24 protein-coding genes are annotated in these 24159 nt (G+C 36.8%); 15 read left to right on the forward strand and 9 right to left on the reverse strand.

Annotated features, from left to right (window positions below):
* Positions 1-168 precede the first annotated feature (168 nt).
* The 3 genes from O3C63_02540 (at position 169) to O3C63_02550 (ending at position 2982) form a co-directional block, all read left to right on the forward strand.
* Positions 169-1422, forward strand: coding sequence for a hypothetical protein (locus O3C63_02540; protein ID MDA0771799.1), 1254 nt, complete (start codon positions 169-171; stop codon positions 1420-1422).
* A gap of 47 nt (positions 1423-1469) precedes the next feature.
* Complete coding sequence (locus O3C63_02545) at positions 1470-2459, forward strand: hypothetical protein (GenBank protein ID MDA0771800.1); 990 nt, start codon at positions 1470-1472, stop codon at positions 2457-2459.
* Between the two features lie 112 nt (positions 2460-2571).
* A complete protein-coding gene (locus O3C63_02550; protein MDA0771801.1) occupies positions 2572-2982 on the forward strand; it encodes an NUDIX domain-containing protein in 411 nt (136 codons plus the stop codon).
* An 84-nt stretch (positions 2983-3066) separates the two neighbouring features.
* Here O3C63_02550 and O3C63_02555 read toward each other — a convergent pair whose 3' ends face one another.
* A complete protein-coding gene (locus O3C63_02555; protein ID MDA0771802.1) occupies positions 3067-3897 on the reverse strand; it encodes a hypothetical protein in 831 nt (276 codons plus the stop codon).
* Between the two features lie 279 nt (positions 3898-4176).
* On the opposite strand from O3C63_02555, the gene O3C63_02560 reads away from it, so the two are divergent.
* Entirely contained in the window at positions 4177-5238 is a 1062-nt protein-coding gene (locus O3C63_02560; protein MDA0771803.1) for a sigma-70 family RNA polymerase sigma factor, read from the forward strand.
* Positions 5239-5506: 268 nt separating this feature from the next.
* Here O3C63_02560 and rpmE read toward each other — a convergent pair whose 3' ends face one another.
* Together rpmE and O3C63_02570 are read right to left on the reverse strand one after the other, a co-directional pair.
* On the reverse strand, positions 5507-5710 hold the full coding sequence (gene rpmE / locus O3C63_02565; protein MDA0771804.1) for a 50S ribosomal protein L31: 204 nt from the start codon (positions 5708-5710) through the stop codon (positions 5507-5509).
* A gap of 164 nt (positions 5711-5874) precedes the next feature.
* Positions 5875-6282: a hypothetical protein gene (locus O3C63_02570; GenBank protein MDA0771805.1), complete on the reverse strand. Its 408-nt coding sequence runs from the start codon at positions 6280-6282 to the stop codon at positions 5875-5877.
* Between the two features lie 106 nt (positions 6283-6388).
* Between O3C63_02570 and O3C63_02575 the strand changes: the two genes are divergently transcribed.
* From O3C63_02575 to O3C63_02600, 6 genes are all read left to right on the forward strand, one after another.
* Positions 6389-6745 (forward strand): hypothetical protein, encoded by a 357-nt coding sequence (locus tag O3C63_02575; GenBank protein ID MDA0771806.1) that lies wholly within the window; start codon positions 6389-6391, stop codon positions 6743-6745.
* A 219-nt stretch (positions 6746-6964) separates the two neighbouring features.
* Positions 6965-7315: a hypothetical protein gene (locus O3C63_02580; GenBank protein MDA0771807.1), complete on the forward strand. Its 351-nt coding sequence runs from the start codon at positions 6965-6967 to the stop codon at positions 7313-7315.
* 9 nt (positions 7316-7324) lie between these two features.
* Positions 7325-8464: an N-acetylmuramoyl-L-alanine amidase gene (locus O3C63_02585; protein ID MDA0771808.1), complete on the forward strand. Its 1140-nt coding sequence runs from the start codon at positions 7325-7327 to the stop codon at positions 8462-8464.
* 91 nt (positions 8465-8555) lie between these two features.
* A complete protein-coding gene (gene nadB, locus O3C63_02590) occupies positions 8556-10232 on the forward strand; it encodes an L-aspartate oxidase (protein MDA0771809.1) in 1677 nt (558 codons plus the stop codon).
* Positions 10229-11632: a glutamate--tRNA ligase gene (gene gltX, locus O3C63_02595; GenBank protein MDA0771810.1), complete on the forward strand. Its 1404-nt coding sequence runs from the start codon at positions 10229-10231 to the stop codon at positions 11630-11632. The genes nadB and gltX overlap by 4 nt, the downstream gene beginning before the upstream one ends.
* A gap of 156 nt (positions 11633-11788) precedes the next feature.
* Complete coding sequence (locus O3C63_02600; protein MDA0771811.1) at positions 11789-12367, forward strand: 5-formyltetrahydrofolate cyclo-ligase; 579 nt, start codon at positions 11789-11791, stop codon at positions 12365-12367.
* Here O3C63_02600 and O3C63_02605 read toward each other — a convergent pair.
* Together O3C63_02605 and carB are read right to left on the reverse strand one after the other, a co-directional pair.
* Positions 12345-13178, reverse strand: coding sequence for a shikimate dehydrogenase (locus O3C63_02605; GenBank protein ID MDA0771812.1), 834 nt, complete (start codon positions 13176-13178; stop codon positions 12345-12347). The two genes, O3C63_02600 and O3C63_02605, sit on opposite strands and share 23 nt — an antisense overlap.
* A 150-nt stretch (positions 13179-13328) precedes the next feature.
* Positions 13329-16664, reverse strand: coding sequence for a carbamoyl-phosphate synthase large subunit (gene carB, locus O3C63_02610; protein ID MDA0771813.1), 3336 nt, complete (start codon positions 16662-16664; stop codon positions 13329-13331).
* 935 nt (positions 16665-17599) lie between these two features.
* Between carB and O3C63_02615 the strand changes: the two genes are divergently transcribed.
* Complete coding sequence (locus tag O3C63_02615; GenBank protein MDA0771814.1) at positions 17600-18640, forward strand: hypothetical protein; 1041 nt, start codon at positions 17600-17602, stop codon at positions 18638-18640.
* A gap of 49 nt (positions 18641-18689) precedes the next feature.
* Here O3C63_02615 and O3C63_02620 read toward each other — a convergent pair whose 3' ends face one another.
* Genes O3C63_02620 through O3C63_02635 form a run of 4 tightly spaced genes read right to left on the reverse strand, consistent with a single transcriptional unit; the run spans position 18690 to position 21561 of the window.
* Positions 18690-19160, reverse strand: a complete 471-nt coding sequence (locus tag O3C63_02620) for a hypothetical protein (GenBank protein ID MDA0771815.1) — start codon at positions 19158-19160, stop codon at positions 18690-18692.
* A 52-nt stretch (positions 19161-19212) separates the two neighbouring features.
* On the reverse strand, positions 19213-19872 hold the full coding sequence (locus tag O3C63_02625) for a phosphoribosylanthranilate isomerase (GenBank protein ID MDA0771816.1): 660 nt from the start codon (positions 19870-19872) through the stop codon (positions 19213-19215).
* Entirely contained in the window at positions 19869-20366 is a 498-nt protein-coding gene (gene rimM / locus O3C63_02630) for a ribosome maturation factor RimM (GenBank protein ID MDA0771817.1), read from the reverse strand. The genes O3C63_02625 and rimM overlap by 4 nt, the downstream gene beginning before the upstream one ends.
* Before the next feature lie 4 nt (positions 20367-20370).
* A complete protein-coding gene (locus O3C63_02635) occupies positions 20371-21561 on the reverse strand; it encodes a hypothetical protein (protein MDA0771818.1) in 1191 nt (396 codons plus the stop codon).
* A gap of 275 nt (positions 21562-21836) precedes the next feature.
* On the opposite strand from O3C63_02635, the gene O3C63_02640 reads away from it, so the two are divergent.
* The 4 genes from O3C63_02640 to O3C63_02655 form a co-directional block, all read left to right on the forward strand.
* Positions 21837-22793, forward strand: coding sequence for a hypothetical protein (locus tag O3C63_02640; GenBank protein ID MDA0771819.1), 957 nt, complete (start codon positions 21837-21839; stop codon positions 22791-22793).
* Between the two features lie 59 nt (positions 22794-22852).
* Positions 22853-23308 (forward strand): hypothetical protein, encoded by a 456-nt coding sequence (locus O3C63_02645; protein MDA0771820.1) that lies wholly within the window; start codon positions 22853-22855, stop codon positions 23306-23308.
* Positions 23309-23311: 3 nt separating this feature from the next.
* On the forward strand, positions 23312-23593 hold the full coding sequence (locus O3C63_02650; GenBank protein MDA0771821.1) for a hypothetical protein: 282 nt from the start codon (positions 23312-23314) through the stop codon (positions 23591-23593).
* On the forward strand, positions 23593-24159 hold a 567-nt coding region (locus O3C63_02655), incomplete at its 3' end, for a hypothetical protein (protein MDA0771822.1). The genes O3C63_02650 and O3C63_02655, both read left to right, overlap by 1 nt.

Here is a 24159-nt window from a genome sequence, read left to right on the forward strand (position 1 = left end):
AGATAGCTCGCCAGCTTTGCTGAGAGGAATATCACGGTTGTGAGAAAACCCTTATCATTCAATCTTAAGCATGTCCCGTGATAGGTCCGAAGGACCTCGCAATTTTAGGCGGAGTGTCATTTCTACAATAGACCTAATTGATAACAAAATAGGTTAAAATAAGATAACTTGGCAACTATTCCTACTAATTTTAAACCTGGATTTATCAGAGCAAATCATAATTCATCAAGCGGTGTAGTTAGTCCTTCACTTCGTATCTCACAGAGTTCTCGCAAAATAACTGATAGCAAGAGACCATTTGGTTACAATTTGAAACACTGGCACTCATCATCTAAAACTGCTGCAAATCAATTAGCCATACCAACTCCTAATGTTTTTTACGGCAGTGCAAAACCCAATGCAAGAAGGCAGGTCACAGTTGAGCCAGAACTTGTTGTCATGGCTGATCCTCTAGTTGATGCTTTGCTCAATAAACTTCAAGCACAAAACTATTTCCAAGATATGGACAATAATGCTCAAATAGAATTATTGATTTGGTTTGATAATTTAGTTAGTCAAGAGACTGATTTAACTAGAACAATTGATCTTGGTTTTTCTAAGAATGCCACCTTGATTCCTATTTCTATAACACCATTTGAGTGGTTTGATTTATTAATTACCAATTTTCATAGTGATGAGCAAAAGCTGCAAATCTATGGATTGAAATCCATAGATGAAAAAAAGAAATCTCAAATTAATCCACAAGATCTTTCATATACTAGAGGCATTTTTTTTGAACAACGTTTTGATTTAGTTGCTTCTATACTTAAGTTTCTTGGATTCATCGAGAAATTCGAATCATTTGATAAAAGCCATTGGCAGGATAGAGCTGGTGTTGACAAATTTATTCATTTTAAAGTTGATGACAGGATTTATGGTTTACCTATCCAGCTCAAGCCCACTGTTGAAGCAGCAAAATCTTTTTCTAGACAAATAATTACCACCAGAATTAAACAATTAGATACTACAACAAGTTGCTTGATCCCCAGCAAAATTGATGAATATATATTATGGCAAATACTATCTGGAATTAGGACAAAGCCAAAGCAGGATTTTACTGGTGACGAGCCTGATATCACTGCAAAACGCAAAAATATTTTAACTTTGCCTATGCAAGAGTTTTCTATTGAGTATTTAATTAAGTTCTTTTCAGGCTTAGTTAAGCTTGATTCCTCTATCTGCCCTGCCACGAAATTACGTAAGAGTGCTTCTGATGGTCATTCATCTATGACTATAAGTTTGAATAGTTCAGCTTCGTCGCTCCAGGAGCAACAAGTGAAGCTACTAAACACAAACGACTATGATGATTTAAAATCGGAATCTGTAAAACAAAGGGTTTTCGGTGAATTATATATCAGAGCTATCAATCCTAAATCATTTTAGATTTTGATTTTATGACAACCCTACTTGATTATTGTTAAAATATGAATGTGAAAAAGGGCTATTCTATTACTACTCATGCAGGTTTGATTGCAAATGCTTTATGGCAAAATCCGGAACTTGCCTTTGCCGGTTATCCTGATTCCCTTAAGTTTTTTGATAAATTATTTGGTCCTGATGATTTTGATGCTAGACATAAGATGTTTTTGGATCAATGTTCTCTTCTTGCAGAAAGGCATGCTGCAAGACAAGAACAAGAACTACTTTCTAAAACGACTGCTGCATTAGGTCTGCCAGATTACTTAGTTAGTGAGAAAGTGCACCCTTTGACAGTTGCTAGGTCATTGAGAGCCAAAGGCATTAAAGCCCAAGGCATTAAAGTAAAGAAAAGACCAGTCTTGCTACATAAGCCGAGTGTTAACAAAGTTAAAACGAAAACTCAACTTGAACCTAAAACGAGATTGGAGTTTAAATTACATACTCAAGCTAGCGGAGCTAAAGCTGTTAGATTTTCTAAATCACATATCTTTGGCATGGTTGTTGCAAAGCAAATCAATGAACTGATTGCAGCGACTAAAGATGAGCAAGAGCTTAGAGCTGTTGCTCGCTTATTGATAAAATATTTTCATCCCAAACTAATTAAAGAGTTAGTAAAGCAATTTGGCTTTGACAATTCAACAGATTCAATGCACAAAATTACTCATTCAAAATCATTGCCTTTTGATGATTATAATTCTAATTCTTCTGATACACTTCAATTGATTAAATTATCTACCCTTGTACAAAGTCATATTAATGATCTTTCATTGGATTCTTCTTCTAGGATCAAAGAAGCATTAGCACAAGACTTCAGAGAGGCTTTTGCTAGCAAGATTGGCAGAGCTTTTGCTCGTTCTCTTTTTGCTGAACTCAATATCAAAGAGAATATTCCACAACAAGGTATCTTAAAACAAGAGTTGAATTACTTTCTGCGTGTTTTTATGAAGATAAAAATAAACATAGACCAAAGCCGCTTATTGAACGTAATCTTGTGCTATTAAAAAAAGAACTAGATAATCAAATAAAAAAACCATCAACCAAGCCTTTTGAGAGAGAATTTTATGCTCATGCCTTGAATTCCATGGTTGCATAATTATCTGTTAGATTTGTAATATGTCTCAAGAGATAATCAAGTTTGAAGTAGTCGCAGCTATCATAATCAAAGACCGCAAGGTTTTAATGTGCCGCTCGCGTGGCAATGAGCTTTATTATTGCCCAGGCGGCAAGCTTGAACCGGGTGAAACAGAGTTTGATGCAATAATTCGTGAGTGCAAAGAAGAGCTTGATATAGATCTAATTTATGGATCAATTAAAAAATATTCACGATTTGAAGCTGATGCTTATGGCTTCACGCAGCCGCGAATTGTGGTGATGAATTGTTACCAGTTTGAATACACTGGTGAGATTAAAGCAAGCGCTGAGATTGATGATATTTTTTGGGCTTCATCAATGGATAGTGAGAGGCTTGCACCTGCTGCAAGGGTTTTGCTTGAGCAATTAGTCAGAGATTCTTTAGTGCTTTGATTTCTTCGTAGACTTATTGCTCCAAAAGGTAGCAACCGCGCTGAATGCGCGTGTTGCCTTTGGAGATAATTCTGACTTTCAAAACTACTTAAATCTAACAATATTTTCTGGTTGGATCGTGAATTCTCTTCTTTTAGCATCCTTTGCTACTGTTTTATGTATTTGAGTGATAAAGTTACCTTTTCCTTTAGCCCTAGGATCATTATTCTGATTTGCTTTCACATGGACTTTAATTGCCGTCTTTTTCTCAGATCCAGTTGCATTATTCAGGCTTGCTGTTGTTCCTATTACTACAGCTTCTCTCTCTCCATTGCTTTCAAGATGATTAGCTCCTGTTATTGCACGTGCCTGACTTATTATGATTCTGCTATCTTTAGGATATAGTCCGTTTAATAGTGCTTTTGATAAGCCTTTACTTTCGTTATATGTGTTTGTTGTATTAGTTGCTTTATCTAGTTTTTTTAATAGCTGAAGGTCATGTTCTATAGATGTTAAATCTATATTCTTGTTCTTGTTATAAAAAGCTCTTACTGTATCAAGATCAAGTTTTTGTTTAGTTTTGATGATATTTGATTGATTGATCAAGTCTGTAAGTTCAGTTAACTCTATTGTTCCATCCTTGATCTTTGCTGCTTCACCAAGCTTGCGAGCTATCAGCTGATTAATCTTGGATTTCGTTTGTTTGCTAAGTTCATTTTCTTTATAACCCAGCTCCAGCGCTTTTCTTAATTCTTCTTGTGTTGGTATTTCAATTGCTACTAAAGATTTTCTTGCTCTAGTATGTAATATGCCAATTTGCACTGAGTGTATCCCAAGTGACGGCCTATTTATTTGATCTGATTTACGATTTCCACCATTTGAAGGCATCCTTCCCTCTGCTGGTATATATCTTGTACTAAAATATTTTTCATGCATGCTCCAAATAATAGCCCAGCGTCGCACGATTATCAACGAAATTAAGCTTTATATCATTTATATCCCAAGATTAACATTAATTAATCCGTAATACTAATCTTAAGACATGATTAAGATGTACAATAGTATACCCTCTCCCGGAACGAATCTGGTTAGAATTACTACTATATATAAAGATTAGTACGCAATATGGCTCAGTTGAGCAAAATTTATTACACGCGGGCCACTCAATCTAATATCAAAGACTAGAACCAATTAACTTTATATAAAGGAGAGTGTATGGCAAAAAAAAGAGCTGTTGCAACTAAAAGCATGTTAGACGACGAAACTATGACTTATGACGCAGAAGGATCAGACCTTGATGAGGCTGGTAATTTTGATTCGCTAGCATTTGAATCGGTAGATATCGATATCGATACCGATATAATTTCATCTGCGGCTTCAAGAATCAAGGAAGAGAATGAAAACAACAGTAATCGTATTACCGAGAGTGTTTCACCTCTTTCTGATGACTCAGTGAAGATGTATCTTCGTGAGATCGGTAGAGTTCCACTTTTGACTGCAAAAGAAGAAATTGAATTAGCTAGAAGAATTGGCGAAGATGATATTGTTGCCAAACGTAAACTAGTGAGACACAACCTGAGATTGGTTGTATCTATCGCCAAAAAATATATCAACAGAGGATTACCGTTTCTTGATTTAATTCAAGAAGGCAACCTTGGTTTGATCCGTGCTGCTGAGAAGTTTGACCCTGAACGTGGTTACAAATTCTCTACTTATGCTACTTGGTGGGTTAGACAAGGGATCACAAGATCACTCTCTGACAAGTCTAGAACTATTCGTGTACCAGTACACATGGTTGAAACTATCAACAAATTCAAAAAGATCGCTCGTAAGTTAGGTCAAGAACTTAACCGTAGACCGACTGAAGAAGAGCTTGCAAAAGTAATGGAAGTATCTGGTCAAAAGATCAAAGAGATCGTTGCTGCCATGAGAACCCCAGTGAGTCTTGAGTCTCCGATTAATAACGAAGACGACGGTAAGCTAGAGGATTTTATTGCTGATTCAAATCAGTCAATTAGACCAGAGTTTGCTGCTACTGAGAATTTACTTGCAGAGGACATTCTACGTGTACTTGATACTCTTACTCAAAAAGAGAAAGCAGTAATTCAATTACGTTTTGGAATTGATTCTGGACAAGAACGTACTCTTGAAGAAGTTGGTCGTATGCTCCGTATTACTCGCGAGCGTGTTAGACAACTTGAGTTTAGAGCACTCAAAAAACTCAGACATCCTGAGCGTGCTATCAAACTTAGGGACTATCTAGAACTCGCACTTTAACTGAAATACTAAAAGCAATTTTGGAGAAACCGCCCCCGGGGGGCGGTTTTTATTATGTACTGCGCGATGAACGGACACGTAGCCGGTGCTCGCAGGTCAAAATTTGCGTAGATACCTCGCCAGCTTTGCAAAACGATAGGCAACGCCAACCCGACATCGTCGAGGACTTTGCTAAATACTTCAGCAAACTTTATTGTTTACTATACAAAAAAAAGCCGAGCAATGTAGATACGACTAAAACTCGGCTTGTGTTAAATGGTTATGGCCCTTATGCGCCTTTGTTGTATTTCTTTTGGAATTTGTCGATTCTACCAGCAGTATCAATAATTTTGTCAGTACCAGCATAAAATGGGTGGCAGCTAGAACATATCTCAACCCTTAGTGATGGAAGTGTTGTTTCTAATTCAAATTCAGCTCCGCAAATGCAGCTAGCTATAATTACATTAGTTTTTGGATGAATGTCTGTTTTCATGATTATCAATATTAACATATTGAAGCGAAATCTTCCGGCGTTTATAATTGTTTAAGGAGTTACTATGAGCTTAATCACCTTTGGGTCCAATTCCCCGCAGCTCTGCTGCCTATCTGAAGATAGACTGGTTTGGACCCATAGTGGTGATTAAAAAACAACAAAAATTAGCCAAAATTGGGCAATTGTGGCTCTACCATAGCATCAGGATCTCGACTTAGTATCTCTATTAATGCCTCTTGCTTAGAGCTGAGCTGTTCAAAATCAATCAATTGGCTATTGAGCTTCTTGTTTAGTTCTATCATCTTGTGTAACTCTTCGTATAGGTTTTTAAGCTCTTTTTCGCGCTCACTAATCTGCCAGCTAAGCCTTTGTACATCAAAGTTTTTGTTGTCTAGCTCTTGTGACATTAGCTCTATTTCAGAGTGGTCCTGGTCTTTACGGCTTTTACGGTATTGAATAAACTCACGAGTTTGCTGGTAATCAGCATTCCAAAGCTCGTCAAATCCCATAAGATCCAGTTCAGTAGGTGCTTCAATGGCTGTCTTGCCTATTGGTATATGCTTATTGTCCATCTGTTTATATTTTATCTGATTAAGCTATTAAGTCAAGGTTTTTGCTAATCCATTTGCACGCTCTTGCAAATCATCCTGTATAATTGGTATATAGAGTTATATATTTATGTACGAAGAGGGAATATCAGAGACTAGTACCGAAAAGAAGCCAACTGCAAAAGCAGTTGCTCCCAAAAAACCGCTCATGACAGAGCCGATAATATCTGAAACTCATAATTTGCCTGCCATTTTAAGTGAAAGTCCTGATGTACTTGAAGCTAGTATCAAAAAAATTGAACAGCATCTTAATTCTTTAATGAAACAGCAATCTGGTGTATCTGCTGAGTTTAATGCCTTAATGGATGGATACGTTAACAAAGCTAATGAGAGTCAGGAATTTAAAGTTAGATACGAATCGCTCAATTCTCAAGTTGAAGATCTCAAGAATGAATACAAAACGCTTAAAATAAATAATAAAAAATAAAAAGACGAATTAGAAGCAGCGAAGGAAGCTCTACGTGCTTCTGAGTCTGATTTACAAAGAAGTCACAAAGATATACTGACTCAGAAAAAACATTATGACGAGCAAATTTATGATTATACCGAAGAGCGTGAGAGACTGAAAACTAAACTAAAACAACTAACTGATTACAAAGACAAAAGTACAACAGAATACAATAAACTCAAAACGGAGTTTCTTGAAATGCAATATCAAGCAAAACAAAATCAACAAGAAAAAAATGTTGCCACGGAAACAGCTGATAGAGCGGTTAAGGAGTCTCACAAAATAGTTGATGAACTTAAAGACAAACTAGAACTAAGAACTAGAGAGATTGAATATAAAGACGCACTTTTGAATCAATTGATTAAACAAATCTCTGCTGATGATTCAATCAAAGATGCAATGCGTGGTGATATCAAAAATATCAAGCCAGAACGACCAAGACAGGAGACTCGTAATACTGATGCAATTGCAGATTTTGGTACAGAAGCTCCCAATGGACTCAAGATTAAAGATCCAAGCTCTAGAACTTGGGGTTCTTTTCGTAATTAATTAAATTAGATGGGATTAATTACTTACCCCCCTAATAAACATGAGACTGATAGCAAGTCTATATTTTTTGTTGGGTCGGCGACAGAGACTTGTCGTATTAATGATCAGAGAGTCGAGCTAGCTGATAATGGCAATTTTGCATATATAGTGAGCCTTAAACTTGGTAATAATCAGTTTGATATTGACTTGGATGGTGAGAGCATTGAATATACTATTGTCGGAGTTAAGCCTGATGAGCCTCATCCGATTGCTTACGGACGTATCTATGATTCTTTTCCAGCTAAACAACCAAGTAAAAAAAATATATTACGTAGTATTTTAGTGTCTGAAAATAGAATAGAAATCCCTCTTAATCGGGCACCGATGTATAGCTTAGAGAGGCTTGGTAAGTATAAATATTTCTTGGATTTACCTGATACCGATATGGATTTGGATTGTATTCATTATCAAACACAATCAAGTCCTATTATTATTGGAGAAGTTATTCGCTCCAATGTTCCGATTATTTTCAAAAAACCCGTTACCTCTATTCACGAGAAATGGGAAAATAATTCACTAGTTTTTGAGATTGAATACTATCAGCAAGACTTTGCTGTTTGCATAGATCCTGGTCACGGCGGCGATCAGTGTGGTTCACGTTCTCCCAAAGGGATTTGGGAAAAAGAACTTAATTTGAGTTTCTCGCAATTACTTAAAGAAGAGTTGATTAATCTCAATATTAGTACTGTGATGACTAGAGATAATGATGAATTCATTAGTCTTGAGCAGCGAGTTGATACTGCTCAAAAAGACGATAGCTTATTGTTTTTGTCTATTCATCATAACGCCTTGCCTGATGCTCGTGATCCGAATTTAGAACGAGGTGCTTCTTGTCATTATTTTCATGAACAAAGTAAACCATTTGCTAATTATTTACTGAACAAAGTTGTTGAACATACTGAATTAACTTACTCTGGTTTATTTAGACAAAACTTGCATGTGCTTAGAGAAAACCCAGATAGGATTTCTGTGCTACTTGAGCTTGGTTATTTGATTCATCCTATTGAATCTGATTTGATTACTAGTGCTGATTTCCAGGCTAAAACAGCTAGAATAGTAGCCAAGGCTATTAAAAACTTCTTTTTGAATGAATACCCAACAAAAGATTAAAAATAAAATCTTGCTACACGTCATGATATATAATTATATGAATTACAGGCAGGATAAAGCAGTTTGTCATTTACCTGTAATTTAATTTCTTATGCAAGAATACGTTAATCATTTTGATACTGTTGTTATCGGTTCAGGTTTGGCTGGTCTTAATGTGGCACGCAAGCTTGCTGCTGCTGGGCAAAGTGTTTTTATTTGCTCTAAACATGCAATCACTGAGGGCTCGAGTAAGTATGCTCAGGGTGGTGTTGCTGTTGTTAGTCCACACAACCTTGAAGACAGTTTAGAAAGTCATATTGCTGACACTCTGAAGTCTGGTCAAGGTCTTTGTAATGAAGAGGTTGTTAGTTCAATACTTACTCGTTCTTGGGCACAAGTGAATGAATTGATAGAACTTGGAGTTCAATTTGATGATGGTTTTAATTTAGAAGGCTCACACAGCTATAACCGTATTATGCACGTTGGTGATGCCACTGGTAGAGCTATTATTAAACCATTGATTGATGCTGTTTCTCGCGATAACAAGATCCTTGTTTCACAAGGATATGAAGCAATGAGCCTAATTAAACTCAAAAATGGTTCTAAAGTGATTGGAGTTAAGCTTGAGACTCTTTCAGGACAGGATATGGAAGACATTAACCAAAATGTGATGACTGTTAATATCTGGGCTGATAATATCGTACTTGCTACGGGCGGGCTTGGAGCACTGTTTCAAGAGACTACTAATCCTCAATTATTGCGCGGTGATGGAATCGCACTTGCTTATGATGCTGGTGCCAAAATTGAGAATTTGGAATTTGTTCAGTTTCATCCAACTGTTTACAAAACTAAATCTGGTAAAAACTTTTTGATCTCTGAAGCGCTTAGAGGAGCAGGTGCACAATTGCGTAATTCAAAGAAAGCACTTTTTGCAGAGAATTATCATCCTGATGCTGAAATGGCAACTAGAGACATTGTCAGTAGGGCAATAGTTTCTGAGATGCGCAAGACTGATTCAGAGTTTGTTTATATTGATGCTACTAAACTATCTAAGGAGTTTTTAAAAAAAGAATTTCCCAATATTTATCATTATTGTTTAATTGAGGGCTATGACCTTGCAACTGACTTGCTTCCAGTAAGACCTGCAGCTCATTATAGTATTGGTGGTATTAAAACTGATATTCACGGTAGAACTAATGTCGAAAGTCTATATGCAATTGGTGAATGTGCGTCTAATGGTTTTCATGGTGCTAATAGATTAGCTAGTAATTCTTTACTTGAATGTATTGTTTGTGCTGACTTCATTGCTGAGGCTATTCTTGGTCTTAATTTAGACGGAAACATCAATAAAAAACTTATTGATAGTGTTTCTCAAATGGAATCTACACGTGAGTATGATGAAAACGAGTTTGATGAAGATGAAGAGATTGAATACTGTTCTGATTACAAGCTTACTAATATTTATGATGAGCAAAAAGCTCTCGATGAAAATTATGACTTGATTAGACAAGTAATTTCAAAAAACCTGGGTGTAGAGAGAAGAGAAAAATCTCTACGTTCTACTTTAAAATATCTTGAATCACTTACTGACTGCAAAGAGAAGACAGTTGCTACTTTACTTACTAATTCTGCTTTGCAACGCAAAGAAAGTCGTGGTGCTCATTATAGAGTTGATTCACCCAAGAGTTTGAGTGCACAAGCTAGATCTACTATCTTGTCTAAAGATTCAATGACAATCAAAGATTCTGACAGATCAAGAAGAATCATATTAAAGGCAGTTGCAAAGTGATTAAAACCAGAATAGCACCAAGCCCAACAGGCAGCCTGCATCTAGGTACCGTAAGAACAGCTCTTTATAACCAATTGCTCGCTAAATCATTAGCTGGCAAGTTTTGCTTCCGTTTGGAAGATACTGATAGAACTAGAAGCCATGAGGATTTTACCAAAGAAATTATTGAGGGTTTTAAATGGCTCAATATTGATTGGGATGGAGAGATGATTCGTCAATCTGAAAGAGGATCTAAGTATCAAGAATATGTAGATCAATTGCTTGCTAATTCCAAAGCCTATAAGTGTTACGCCAACGCAGAAGAACTTGAGGAAATGCGCAAACTACAAAAAGCTAGCAAGCTCCCTGAGGGCTATGATAATCGTGGACGTAACTTAAGTGCTGAGCAAGTTCAACAGTATGAAGCTGAAGCACGCAAATTTGTTATTCGCCTGAATTTAGGAGTTGATCGCAATATTGAATGGAATGATGTTGTTAGAGGTTCAATGTCTATTAATACCAAAGATCTTGGTGGTGATCCGATTATCCAGAAATTTGATGGTCAAGTACTTTACAACTTTGCTGTTGTTGTTGATGATCATGAAATGTTGATGACTCATGTCTTTAGAGGTGAGGACCATTTGACCAACACTGCAAAACAAATTGCCATTTACCAAGCTCTTGGTTTTAAAGAACCAATTTTTGGACACTTACCTTTGATTTTTACTAAAGACAAACAGAAGTTATCTAAGCGCAAACACGGTGATATAGCGGGTGTAGAGAAATATCGCAAAGAGGGTTATTTACCTGAGGCTCTGGTTAATTATTTAATTGCTACTAGTTATAGTGCTATTAATGATAATGAAATATATACTCTTGATGAGGCTGCTAAGACTTTTGATCCAAATAGAATAAGTAAAAGTCCGGCAATTTATGATATTGCCAAACTTAATTGGTTCAATAGAGAATATATCAACAAGTTTAGTCATGATGAATTGATGGCTCACTTGAAGCCTTATCTCAAATATGACTTGTCTGTTTTTGATGAAACTCAACAAAAAGAATTATTCGATGCAATTAGAGGTAATTTAAACAAGTTTGATGAGATTAATGACAATGTATCATACTTCTTTGATGAAGAAACCATTGATGAAAAACAAATTAAATTTGTAACGGAAGCTAAAGCTGTTTTAGAAAAACTCATTGCGATTTTGTCTATTGAAGGTTTTGACTTTGATAATGCTGTCCAAATCAAAGAAGAAATTAACATGATTGGAGAAGAACTTGGGCTTAAAGCCAAGCAATTATTTTGGCCTATTCGCATTGCTCTTTGCTCAAGATCACATGGTCCTGACTTAGGATTTATCATCTCTCTATTGGGCAAAGACAAGTCTTTGGCTAGGCTCTCTAAGCATGTCTAAGAATGCACTGAAAAATGCAAAGTCTCAACCCTTATCTGTCACGTGCGTCGCACGGACAGAACCTTTTTTTATGGACCCGACTAGAAAAACTTCGTTTTCAGCGTGTCCCTAAGTTTTGAACCCCGTTTTTCTTTTTATATCCTATAATAAAACCAGATGGCAGGTTTAATGACTAAAAAAACAGATTTAGTTGCAAAGAAACAAGAAATTCGCAAAACTGCTAGAGATCAGTTAGCTTTAATTGCTGCTGACCGAAAAGATTTTTATGCAAGACAAACAGATTTGATTAATCAAATCTGTTTGTCTGCTGAGTTTAAAAATGCCAAAGTAATTTTGACTTATTACTCAATAGGTAATGAGTTTGATTTGAGTTCGATGATAATTAGTAATCCTAACAAGAGATGGGTTTTAGCTCGAGCTATTGGAGCATCTCGGATGCTTTTGTTTGAAGCTGGTGAATTATTTGATTTGATCGAAACCAAGTTTGCTGTCAAAGCTCCTCCTGCAACCAATACTTTAGTGAATATCACTGAAATTGATTTGATACTTGTACCTGGTTTAGCTTTCTCAAAAACCAAACAAAGAATTGGTAGAGGTGGCGGTTATTACGATAGATTATTGTCTACAGTAAAACCAAGCTGTAAAACTATTGGCATTTGCCCCAAAGAACTTGTGTTTGATAGTTTATCTGTCGAGAAGCATGATAAAAAAGTCAAGAAACTACTGGCTGTTTAAAACCAGCTCGCATTGCTTTAATTAAATCATCGGTGATTGCTTCACCTGTCCATAAGGACAATGATTGTACTGCTTGAAGAACCAACATCTCTGAACCATTGATAGTTACTAGTTTGCATTTTTGTGCTTCTTGAATCAGGAGAGTGTCTTGGTAAATTAAATCATAAATTATAGTACCTTCTCTTAAGAGTTCTAGTTGCGCAATGTTTATTGGCATACTAGTCGAGAGTCTGCCCTGACCGACTGGAGTTGCGTTAATTATTATTGCCGTGTCACTGAGTACAACATCATCAGTGTATAGCTTTAAATTCAATTGTGCTTTTTTGATCTGAGGTAGAGTACCTTCCACTTTGTGTACGTTTCTAACATAGACATTAATCTCTGCAAGTCCCATATCATTAAGTGCAATGATGATTGCTCTAGATGCGCCGCCTGCTCCAAGGATGGTGGCTTTTTTACCCTTGAGCTCATAAGCATCAAGCGATTTGATAAAACCCCAGTAGTCGGTGTTATAGCCTTGTAGCTGACCATCTTGCATAATTAGAGTATTGGTTGCGCCGATTTTTTCTACTAGTGGATCTCTATAATTTAAATACTTGAGAATTTTTTCTTTGTAGGGAATAGTGACATTGAGCCCATCAAGTTGTGAAGCCAAGACATTTATCTTTGAGGCAAAATTGGATGGATCAATTTCAAACTTGCTATATTCCCCATCAATGCCTAGATGTTTGAGACCTGCAAGTTGAATTTCTGGTGATTTACTCTGAGCTAAGCTGCAACCTATAAGACCAAGCTTGAAGAATTTGGACATAGTTTATTTATACCCTGAATAGACCTGTTTGAAATCAAAGTTTCGATTTACAGGTCGCTCAAATAAAGGTAGCAACCGCACTGAATGCGCGTGTTGCCTTGGAGATAATTCCGACTTTCAAAACAAGTCTAATTATGAATCGTTTGATACTTATTTCAATTCTTTAGATGTCGACTTCAGATAACTCTGCAAGGACTTAACCCTTATTTCAGTACTATTGACAGCAGCTAGAGCTTCAACCGTAGCTTCTGAACCTGAGCTGGTAGTAATTACCGGGATGTTTTTAGCTTGAGCTATATTGGTGATGACTTGACTATCTTCATAGGCTTCTTTGCCCCAAGGTACATTAAGAATCAGGTTAATCTCGCCATTTTTGAGTAAGTCAGTGATATTTGGTCTACCTTCATTCACTTTGAGTACTTTCTCTATTTCAAGCCCGCTTGCTTGTAAAAATTTGGCTGTACCACTAGTTGCAACAATCTGAAAACCCAGATCGATTAAGTCTTTGGCTGTCTTGCTTGCTGAGTCTTTGTCTCTATCGTTATAGCTCATAAAGATCTTGCCTGATTTTGGTAAATTGAGTGAGGCAGCGATTTGAGCTTTGGCAAATGCCATTGGAAACTTGTTACTGATACCCATGACTTCACCGGTACTCTTCATCTCTGGTCCAAGGAAAATACTACTACCATCAAACTTGTTAAACGAGAATACTGCTTCTTTTACTGAAACTTGATTCTTCGGAATCTTGGTTAATAGTTCTCTTACTTTTAATTCTTCAATTGTTTTTCCAACCATGATTAAAGCAGCTAGTTTTGCCCAAGCTATGCCAGTGGCTTTTGAAATGAACGGTACGCTACGACTTGCACGAGGATTGACTTCTAGGATATATAGTTCTTCATTCTTGACAGCAAATTGAATATTCATTAAGCCAATTACATTGAGTGACTTAGCTAGTTTGATAGTTGCAGTTTTAATTTCTTCTAGGATTGTAGCAGAGAGTGTTTGCGGTGGATACATACATGCAGAGTCACCACTATGCACACCAGCGTATTCGATATGCTGCATGATGCCAGCCAAGACAGTTTCTTTACCGTCCGAAATTGCGTCTACATCAATCTCAATAGCGTTATCTAAGAATTTATCAATAAGAATTGGGAACTGATCATCTTCTAGGATTACTCTTGCTAGCCAGTTTTCAACTTCTTTTTCGCTATAAACAATTTCCATTCCTCTACCGCCAAGTACATAACTTGGTCTCATCACTAGCGGGAAACCTATTGCTTTGGCTTGAGCGATTGCTTCATTAGTGCTATTAGCAATTGCATTGCTTGTTTGTTTGAGTCCAAGCTCTTCAATTAATTTACCGAAGCGATCTCTATCTTCAGCAAGGTCTATCATATGCGGGCTGGTACCAATGATAGTCACACCGTGGCTTTCAAGTGCTTTGGAGATATTGAGTGGTGTTTGTCCACCAAGCTGTACTATTACACCCTTGAGTTTATTGCCGAGTGATTTTTCTTTGTTCCAAATTGATAGTACATCTTCAACGGTTATAGGTTCAAAATATAGTTTGTCACTGGTGTCATAGTCTGTAGACACAGTTTCAGGGTTGTTATTGACCATGATACTTTCATAACCTGCGTCTCTAAGAGCGTGCGAAGCGTGAACACAACAATAATCAAACTCAATACCTTGCCCAATTCTGTTTGGTCCACCGCCAAGTATGATTACTTTCTCTTTGTCACTTGTGGTAATTTCATCTTCTTGGTCATAACAAGAATAGTGATAAGGTGTGTAGGACTCAAACTCTCCAGCGCAAGTATCTATAGTTTTGTAGACTGGTTGGATATTGTAGCTGTCTCTTAGTTCACGAATATCTCTTTTGCGTACCTTAAAGCTAGATTCTATAATCACTGCTATCTGTTTATCAGAGAAGCCTGTTGACTTTAGATGATGTAACTTCTCTTCACTGATAAATGATTTGAGCTTGTCTTGGATTGAATCACCGTGGGCTTTTTGGGCTGCTTGTTCTAGAGCGAGAGTTTCTTCTACAATTTGATTTAAGTGGCACAAAAACCATCTATCTATTTGAGTTAGTTGATGAAGTTCTTCAATTGTTACTCCAAGGTAAAGAGCATCAAAGACTTGGTAAATCCGTTGTGAGTTTGCTGTTGTGGCATCGCGTTTGGATTTTTCTTTGAGCAGTTCTCTGTCATCAGCTGACAGACTGTGTACTTTCCTGAGTAAGTCCTTATTAATAAAACCAATAGGTCCTTTGCTCTCTAGCCCTCTTAGAGCTTTCTGGAAACTCTCCTTAAAGCCTCTACCAATAGCCATCGTCTCGCCTACCGATTTCATTTGAGTGCCTAAGATATCTTTGCTTTCAGGAAATTTTTCAAAAGCAAATCTTGGAATCTTGGTAACTACGTAGTCTATACTTGGCTCAAAACTAGCCATGGTTTTTTTTGTAATGTCATTTGGGATTTCATCGAGTGTGTAACCAATTGCAAGTTTGGCTGCGATCTTGGCAATAGGGAAACCAGTTGCTTTTGAAGCCAAGGCACTTGATCTTGATACTCTTGGATTCATCTCTATGATTAGGATCTCACCATTTTCTGGGTTCAATGCAAATTGAATATTGCTACCACCGGTTTCAACACCGACGGCTCTAATGATTTTGATAGAAGCGTTACGCAAGGCTTGATATTCTTTGTCACTAATGGTTTGTGTTGGTGCAACAGTAATACTGTCACCTGTATGTATACCCATTGGATCAAGATTCTCGATTGAACAGATGATAACCACGTTGTCTTTGAGATCACGCATGACCTCAAACTCTATTTCTTTCCAGCCCATGATTGATTGTTCAACTAATACTTGATCTACAGGACTTGCTGAAATTCCTTTGACAAGAATTGCATCTAGTTCGTCATAGTTATATGCAATACCACCACCGTAACCACCAAGTGTAAAAGCAGGTCTCACTATTACTGGAAAGCCGATTCGTTCCGCTATTTTGTGACCTTCCAAGACAGTATTGGCAATTGCAGAAGTTGGTGTCTTTAAACCAATAGTGTCCATTAAGTCCTTAAATTTCTCTCTGTCCTCAGCGACCTCTATTGCAGGCAATTTGGCTCCAATGAGCTCTACGTTGTATTTGTCGAGAACTCCTCTCTTAGCCAATTCTACGGCTGTATTAAGACTGGTTTGACCACCCATGGTAGGGAGGATTGCATCTGGTCTTTCGTTTTCGATTACTTTTTCAACATAGTCAGCTGTAATCGGTTCTATATAAGTTTGATGAGCAAATTCAGGATCGGTCATGATAGTTGCAGGATTACTGTTAACTAAAACAACTTCATAACCTTCGTCTTTAAGGGCTTTACATGCTTGAGTACCAGAATAATCAAATTCACAAGCTTGTCCTATAATAATTGGACCCGCACCAATAATAAGTATTTTGCGGATATCAGTTCTTTTGGGCACTAAAACTAAATACTAGCAGATATTGCTATCTATGAGAAGCTTCTAGTGATTTGAATATAATAAAGTTTTGCCATGAATTTAACTTATTGGGCTGCAAGCAACCAAGTTTTGCAAGTCAAATTTATCATTTTCTTCAAACATGACAGGCAAAACATTGATCGTCATTCCGTTCAATCCTCCGAGAGCAAGTTCTCGACTTTCACTATATTAGAGTTCCTGCAAAAGTCCCCTTTATCTTTACTAACGGAACTAGTGCTTCGCACCGTTCCGACCTTTTTTATGTCGACATCACTAGCAAAACTTTGTTTTGCAGGATGTCAATTAGACTTCCTGCAAAAGTCCCCTTTATCTTTACTAACGGAACTAGTGCTACGCACCAGTCAAATAAAGCCAATAACTACTGATAAGCAAATTAAATAAATGCAATCTCCTTTTATTATAGTTACCGATAAGTGTTTTATAATTTGACAATGTCCGGACTCCGACTAATAAACATAAAGAACAGATCGAAGAGGCTAAGCTCTTTCTTGTATGAACATTCAATCCTTGAACGAAAGCAAAACCATGCTAAGGTCCAGGTGATTATTGAAACTGCGATGAGAAAATAATTTAAACTATCCATACTTATATACTAGCATATAGATGTATGGGTAGCAAGTTAAATATACTTAATTTTGTATGGTCATTCATTTAGACTAGGTACAGTTCAAACTAATTCTTAGTTATCTTGACTTCGGACCCCCGTTTTAAGCCAGTTTTATTTATTAAATCATAAACCTGTCTGATTATTTTAACTTGATAAGGGCAATTTATTAATCTTGGGAGCTTTAATATGTAGTACAATTTCATCGGTGCACATAAAGTGCCAATACATGATTACGTGAGTCCAGTGATTGAGCTTTACGTAATTATATTTGACGTGAGGAACAAAGACAGTGTCGGCTGGAATACTAGATCTCGGTAATATCAACAAACAGCCTGCAAGGCTGGAAAGTGTTGACATTGCCAACTCCCCACAACCGGCAAAAGCACCAAATGCCAAATTTACTGATGTCTTAATGCAACTACTCAGTAATAACCGTAAAAATATCAGCTCTTCCGATAAGCCAATTAAAAGAAATATTCCAGATCTAAGTAATAAATGGCAGCAATGGTTAAAGTTGATCCATTGGGCTGATCATTACTCTTGCTTATCTAACATAATAGCCAGTGGTTTGGGAGCATTTTCTATGCTTACTGGATTACCAACAGTTGTCAAGCAAAAAATTGAAACGGCTGTCAATTTCATTACTACCCTAAGTTATGTGCCTTATGGGCTTAGTGGTATGAATCAAGGAATTGAAAAAAAAAACATATTCCAGTTAATTGGTTTTGCTGGTGAAGCGATAATGCCTTGGTTTGGCAACTTGAAGGATATCTATTTGATACGTGGTCTAGACGCTGGTATAAATCAAGTATGGGAGTATTGCGATAGAAACTCCAGCGGGAAATACAAGGATGGCTATTTCCCAAATTACCTGGAAGGTGCTAAGGAAACTATGGCTATTTGCTTGAAGCTATTCAAGGAGTCGGTTTTAAACCCTATAACTAGTATAAGCCCCGTTAAATATGACACAACAGAAAAGAGATGGAACTTTGATCCTAGTGGACACAATGGTCTGATAAGTAGTTTATTAGATATCGTTTCTTCTGTTGGTTACTTATCCACTGGTAAAGAAAAACTCTTTGGTCCAATCAGAGACTTAGGTTCAGCTCTTTTTGATTTCGAATTAGCTTGTCAGAACAATATCAAGAAACGAAGTGCTGGTATTCTATTTATAATAGAATCCACTTTTGACTTCATTGCACGTTATCTCGACAATAATAATACGAGGCTCTTTGTTAATATGTTATCCCACGCAGTCGGTCGTGTTGCTTTAATGCTCTATAAGAATTCAGATAAAGCAGCCGAAGCGATCACCCAACCTGATAAGTAAATTAATGACCATGAAACAACATGTACTTATTTAATTCGCTTATCAGAAGCTAATCAGCATTATAACGCTTTAGACTCAATGGACTCATTGATGACTCCTTGCCAATCTTGATATTGACATTGGAATAATTTCTAATGCGATTATCTCCTGATTGTCTAATCTTTTTCTTGTGATTTATAAACAGATTCTTCTCAAGCTCATTTCTAGCTTTACCGGTCATACAACTTAAGTCAAGTTCTTCAAGTTCTTCTAATTCAAATATTTCATCTTCCATTCCTGTTTCCTTTTCTAAATCATCCAAAAGACCAATTAATTTACTTACAATTGTTGTGCATTCTGATGTTCCATCTTGTGTATTATTCATATTTAAATATTCACCAAGACTTATATCCTTATTTGAATTGCGCACCAGATCACTCACAAATCTCTCAGAGAGCTCTGATTTAAGCTCCGGCAAATTATTATTCTGTCGTTTCTTTAATTCTTGATATATATCATCAAGACTTGAATCTTCTTGCATATAACTAATATACGTAATTTTGTGATATTTTCACTACTCCAAATCGATGAATTTACGATTCTAGTCTAGATAGACTAGTCAGTTCGAACAATGCTTTCATTTTATTGAAAGATTTGATTCCTGGTGATGATTCTAATCCGCTTGAAATATCGATCATATAGGGGTTACAGCTAGTTAAAGCTTCACCAATATTGTCCAAATTGAGACCACCAGCAAGTGCTAATTTCACATCACTTCTCTTTTGAGCTTTAATATAAATATTCCAATCAAAAGTCTCACCACTACCACCTAAGACTTCAGGATTATTGGTTTTAGTATCAAGAATTATTACTTCAACACTTGTTTGATAAGTATCAATCGTTTCAATATCTTCTTCAATTTCAACATGCAACGGTTTAAGAATTCTATAATTCATTAGTTTCAATCTATCTAACTCACTATTGGAGAATGATCCATAAGGCTGCACAATTTTGATACCGATACTTTTACAAAGATTCATTATTCCATCGATAGTATCAAGATCAGTAAGAATCACTGCCTTGAGACGTTCTTCATCCGTTAACTCAATAAAAATATCTTCTATTTGTTGACTAGTAATAAATCGTGGTGAATTTTTTATATTAATAAAACCAATATAGTCAGCACCAAGTTGAAGAGCATTCTTGGCATCAATCAAGTTAGTAATTCCGCATATTTTAATTTTGGGTTTCAACAACAAAGCTCCAGCAAATCCTTATCTAGATTGATTTTAATGTGATCACCAGCGATCACTTCCAGTATATATTCATCCACAAAAGGCAATATCAACTCACTCTTGGCTGCGTATTCTTCATTTAATTTAATAAATATATGATCCTGTGCCTCTGAAGAATAATTACTCACCTTGCCAATTTCTTTGCCAGTTTCATCTTGTACAACTAAATCCATTAGATCCGCAATATAGTAGCCACCAGCTTGCAAATCATCTTCGATATCAGCTTCGATGTGTCCATTGAGCTTTTCTGCGGTAGTTAAATCATTAATCCCTTCTAGTTTGACCATTATTGTATTTTTATGAGGACGTGTTGCAAGCAACTTATAACTTTGACCTTCAATAAAAATCTCTTCAAGTTCTTTAAATATTGCAAGATTATCTATTAAGGGGAAGATTTTAATCTCTCCCTTTAGCCCATGAAACCCTGCAATTTTGCCTATTATTCTTTGCACAACTCTATAATAACCCAGATTGATAGTCAGATTCAGCATCAAGATCAATATCACTGTCTTGAATGGTTTCAAGAACCGAGTTACATGCCTTGAGGATAATTGGGTTCAATTTGCCTCTGGCACTGACTTTCAATACTCTTTTCTCACTAACACGAAGGACATTATCACCCCATATTTTAATCAAATAATCTATATCATTAAGATCATCACCTATTAAATCATCTAAGTTAGATTCAATAGGAATGGCGATTTCCATTGCCGTAGGGTCTCCATTGATATTGACAATTAGTTGAGAATTACTCTCTTTATAATAAATTAAAATATGAATCTTGTTAAAGTTGATGGTCTTAATAGATATCGAAGCTATCGAATCAAACTGCTCTTCATCTTCACTATTACCATCTTGGCGACTTTGATCTTCTTTGGTTTCTTCTTCATCTTCTTCAAACTCTTCATCAGGCTCCGCAAATTCAAACTCAAAAGGTATTGGTAAAAACAACTGCAAAAGAGGTACTAAGTAATTACTGTAATCAAGATTGATTTCTCTTATTTGAAAAACAATATTGTGCAAGATTTTCTTTAACTCAGGTTCATCAGAAAACTCTTCTTGTTTAGATTCAAACAAATCCAGCAATTGATCCCTGTCCATATCGGCGACACTCTCATCAATCCCAAATAAAGTAGCCAGACTATCAAAGCTTCTCATATTACCAACTCCAAAGGATTCAAGCATTCCTCTGGCATATTCATTGATGAGCTTCATTCCATCTTCTCCGCGCACCAAGGCGTCACCAAGTTTGGTAATGTTGTCTACATGATCTTCATAAGTTGGTTGCAAGCGCTTTGGAATATGTGGCTTTACCTTGCGCGGGTTGATCGCCCGACCAGCTTGTACTTGCACAGTTGGTTTTGGTGGCTTGGCTTTAGCTTTTTTATTGATAATCTGAATATTTGATTTTTGCTCAAGCTTGGCAACAAGGATTGGATTTTTGGCTCGCAAGTCAAAATCGTTATTCACTTTACTAGTATCCGCTTGAAGTGATTGTGCTGTTTGTGAATCAGAGTTTGCTTTATAAAGTGAATTATTGTTAGTTTGTTTCGGTTCAAGCTTTTCTGATTTTTGACTTAAGTCAAAAACATGTGGTTTTGGATCGTTATTTGGCAAACCCTGGTTCGGGTTAATGTTTTCAGCCATATTATCAATGTATATTATTAGCAAGGATAAGCCCTTAGCTAATGAACAATTCTAGCGATATTATTCCACAATAACCAAGTCTTAACCAAATTATGTTCATTTATTAATAGACATCCTGCAAAACATAGTTTTGCAAGTGATGTCGGCACAAAAAAGGTCGGAACGGTGCAAAGCACTAGTTCCGTTAGTAAAGATAAAGAGGACAGTCGCAGTGTATCTAATGTAGACCTGTTTCAAATCAAAACAGATACAAAATACAGCAAAGAAGATAAGTCATGGCACAAACCGGAGCCACACCTGCCATTAGTGCAGTAAATAGCCAAACGATAGTAACAACAGCAGCTGCTGCTGCTGCACCAGAGGCTAGTGGCAGCAAAAAGAAAGGTGTCAGTCTTGATGATATAGCTGGAGAATTAATTGATCCTGGAGAATTAATTGATCCAAGAACAGGTAGGAAATCACAACTTGCTGCTAGATTTGGAGACACCACGCTTGGTACAAATCCAATTAACCTCAAAAGACGAATTGGTAGAGCCGTAAATGGTAATGGTGTACCGAATAAGCTCACAACAAAAACAGTTATACCAGACTTTAGTAATCCATTTGGCGGCACTGTAAACCCGCGTGCACTTGATGAACAATTATTGGCATCAGGTCTCAATCTGGCAGCGCTTGGTAGTCAATCATTTCCACCATTCTTTCCAAGCTTTGGCGGTCAAGGGAGTGTTGGTGGTGGACCAAGCTCAGGTGGTGATAAAGGTGGCTCAGGTAAAAGCAAAGACAGAAGTAGTTCTGGTAGCGGTGGATCAAGAGGCGGTTCTTCAGGGTCTAGTGATAGTACGGGAGCTAGTGAAGCGCAGCTTGCTATTGCAAGAGAAGCTGAACTCAAGGGACGATTAGACGCAAGCAAAGAAAGTATCTCTGAAACATACATTGAAAAAAGAAATGCTGATCCAAAGATAGAAACAAATAATGACAGTACTCCTAAAGAACCGGCAGCAGAATATTTAAAGCAAGAACTAAAGACCAAATTACAACCAAAAACAGGGGAAGACTTAGGCGAGGCTGTTGACAAACTAATACAAGATCTAGAAAGATCACCACTGACTGATGACGGTAGAAAACAAATGATCCAAGATTTTATACAAGAAAGAGGTTTAAGACCAGAACAAGCCAAACAGTTAACTGCGGATTTGGAAAATTCAGCTTTGACAAATTTAACTATTAGTTAGCATAACCATTTCTTAACTTATATATGCATCAATAGTTACAGAATCTAAGGAGATTTGATATGGCATTAGGTGCAGCAAGTAATCCAAGTAGTAGACAAAGAGACTTAAGTCTCAATAGTGTAGTTGCGCAGCGCTTTGGTGTTGCTGATAATAAGCAAACTATACAAGAATTAGCAGATCAAACTGTTGCAAATAATTTCACCTCACCACTAAGTCGTAATTCACAAATTGATCCAAATCAATCATTTCTAGCTAAATTCATGGAAGAATCTTTTGAAAGAGCACGTAAACAAATGCAATCACAGACATGGTTTGCAATAGCCCAACCAGCCGTAGAACTTGGCAAAGAATTGATTGCTGGTATCGGCAGCCTAGCTAAGGGTGGTTCAAATAAAGACAAAGAAACTAAAGAAACAGATGAAGACAAAAAGAAAGAAGAAGCTGAGAAATTATTAGCAAAGAATGATGCTAAAGAAGCTAAGAAGAATGAAGAAGCAAAAAGGGCAACAGGGTAAACAATGTCAGGGCAATCACTACCAGAAATGCGTAAAATCGCACTAGAACTTAGTATTAGTACTGAACGCACTGGACCTGGTGAAACTCCATTAGCTCCAACACGTGCCAATAATCCTTTAACAGCACTTGTCGCCAATTTTGGTCAAGGAGTAAGACCAGAATCTAAGGCAGTCACCAACAACCTATCATCCACAAGCTTTAAACCCAATGGAAAGGATGCAAGCCTCGCAAGTTTAAATGGCATATTTGATTTTATGGATGGTAATGAGGAGATGTTTGGATAATGATAGGAAGATTTTCACCAAGACCTGGTTCTAGTAGTGCTGCACAATACGCTATAGCATCTATAGGAATTAAGATTGATGATTATAGTGGTAGAGGTTTTGGTGTAAAAGGAAGACCTTATTTACCACCAGTAAATTCATTTTATGGTGTAGCAAATCCAGCTTTGGGTTATGCTTTAGGAGCTGCAAATTCATTAATTAAAAGCCTTGCCAACATTTCAAGTCCAAGCCCAAGTTCTAACCCGCAAGAAGACACATATGCAGCAAATGATTCAGGAGCCAATTTGGCAAGCTCTGAGTCAGATGAAGAGACCTTAACTGATTTGGAAAGGCTTGTTAAAGAACAAGACAAATATAAAAAAGCTGCTGATGCGAAGAAGAAAGAATTAGAAGCGAAGAAAAAAGATTTACCACAAGAAGATGATCCAGCGGCTAGTATTGAAATTGAAAATATAAATGAACAAATTGAAAAAATAGAAGAAGAACAAAAAGCATACAACAAGAAAGTCAACGAAACCCTTGAAAAGGCTACAGAATCAATCAATGCAAACAAAAAAGAAGGCGAA

Source organism: Cyanobacteriota bacterium, assembly GCA_027618255.1.
In the GTDB taxonomy this organism is placed as follows: domain Bacteria; phylum Cyanobacteriota; class Vampirovibrionia; order LMEP-6097; family LMEP-6097; genus JABHOV01.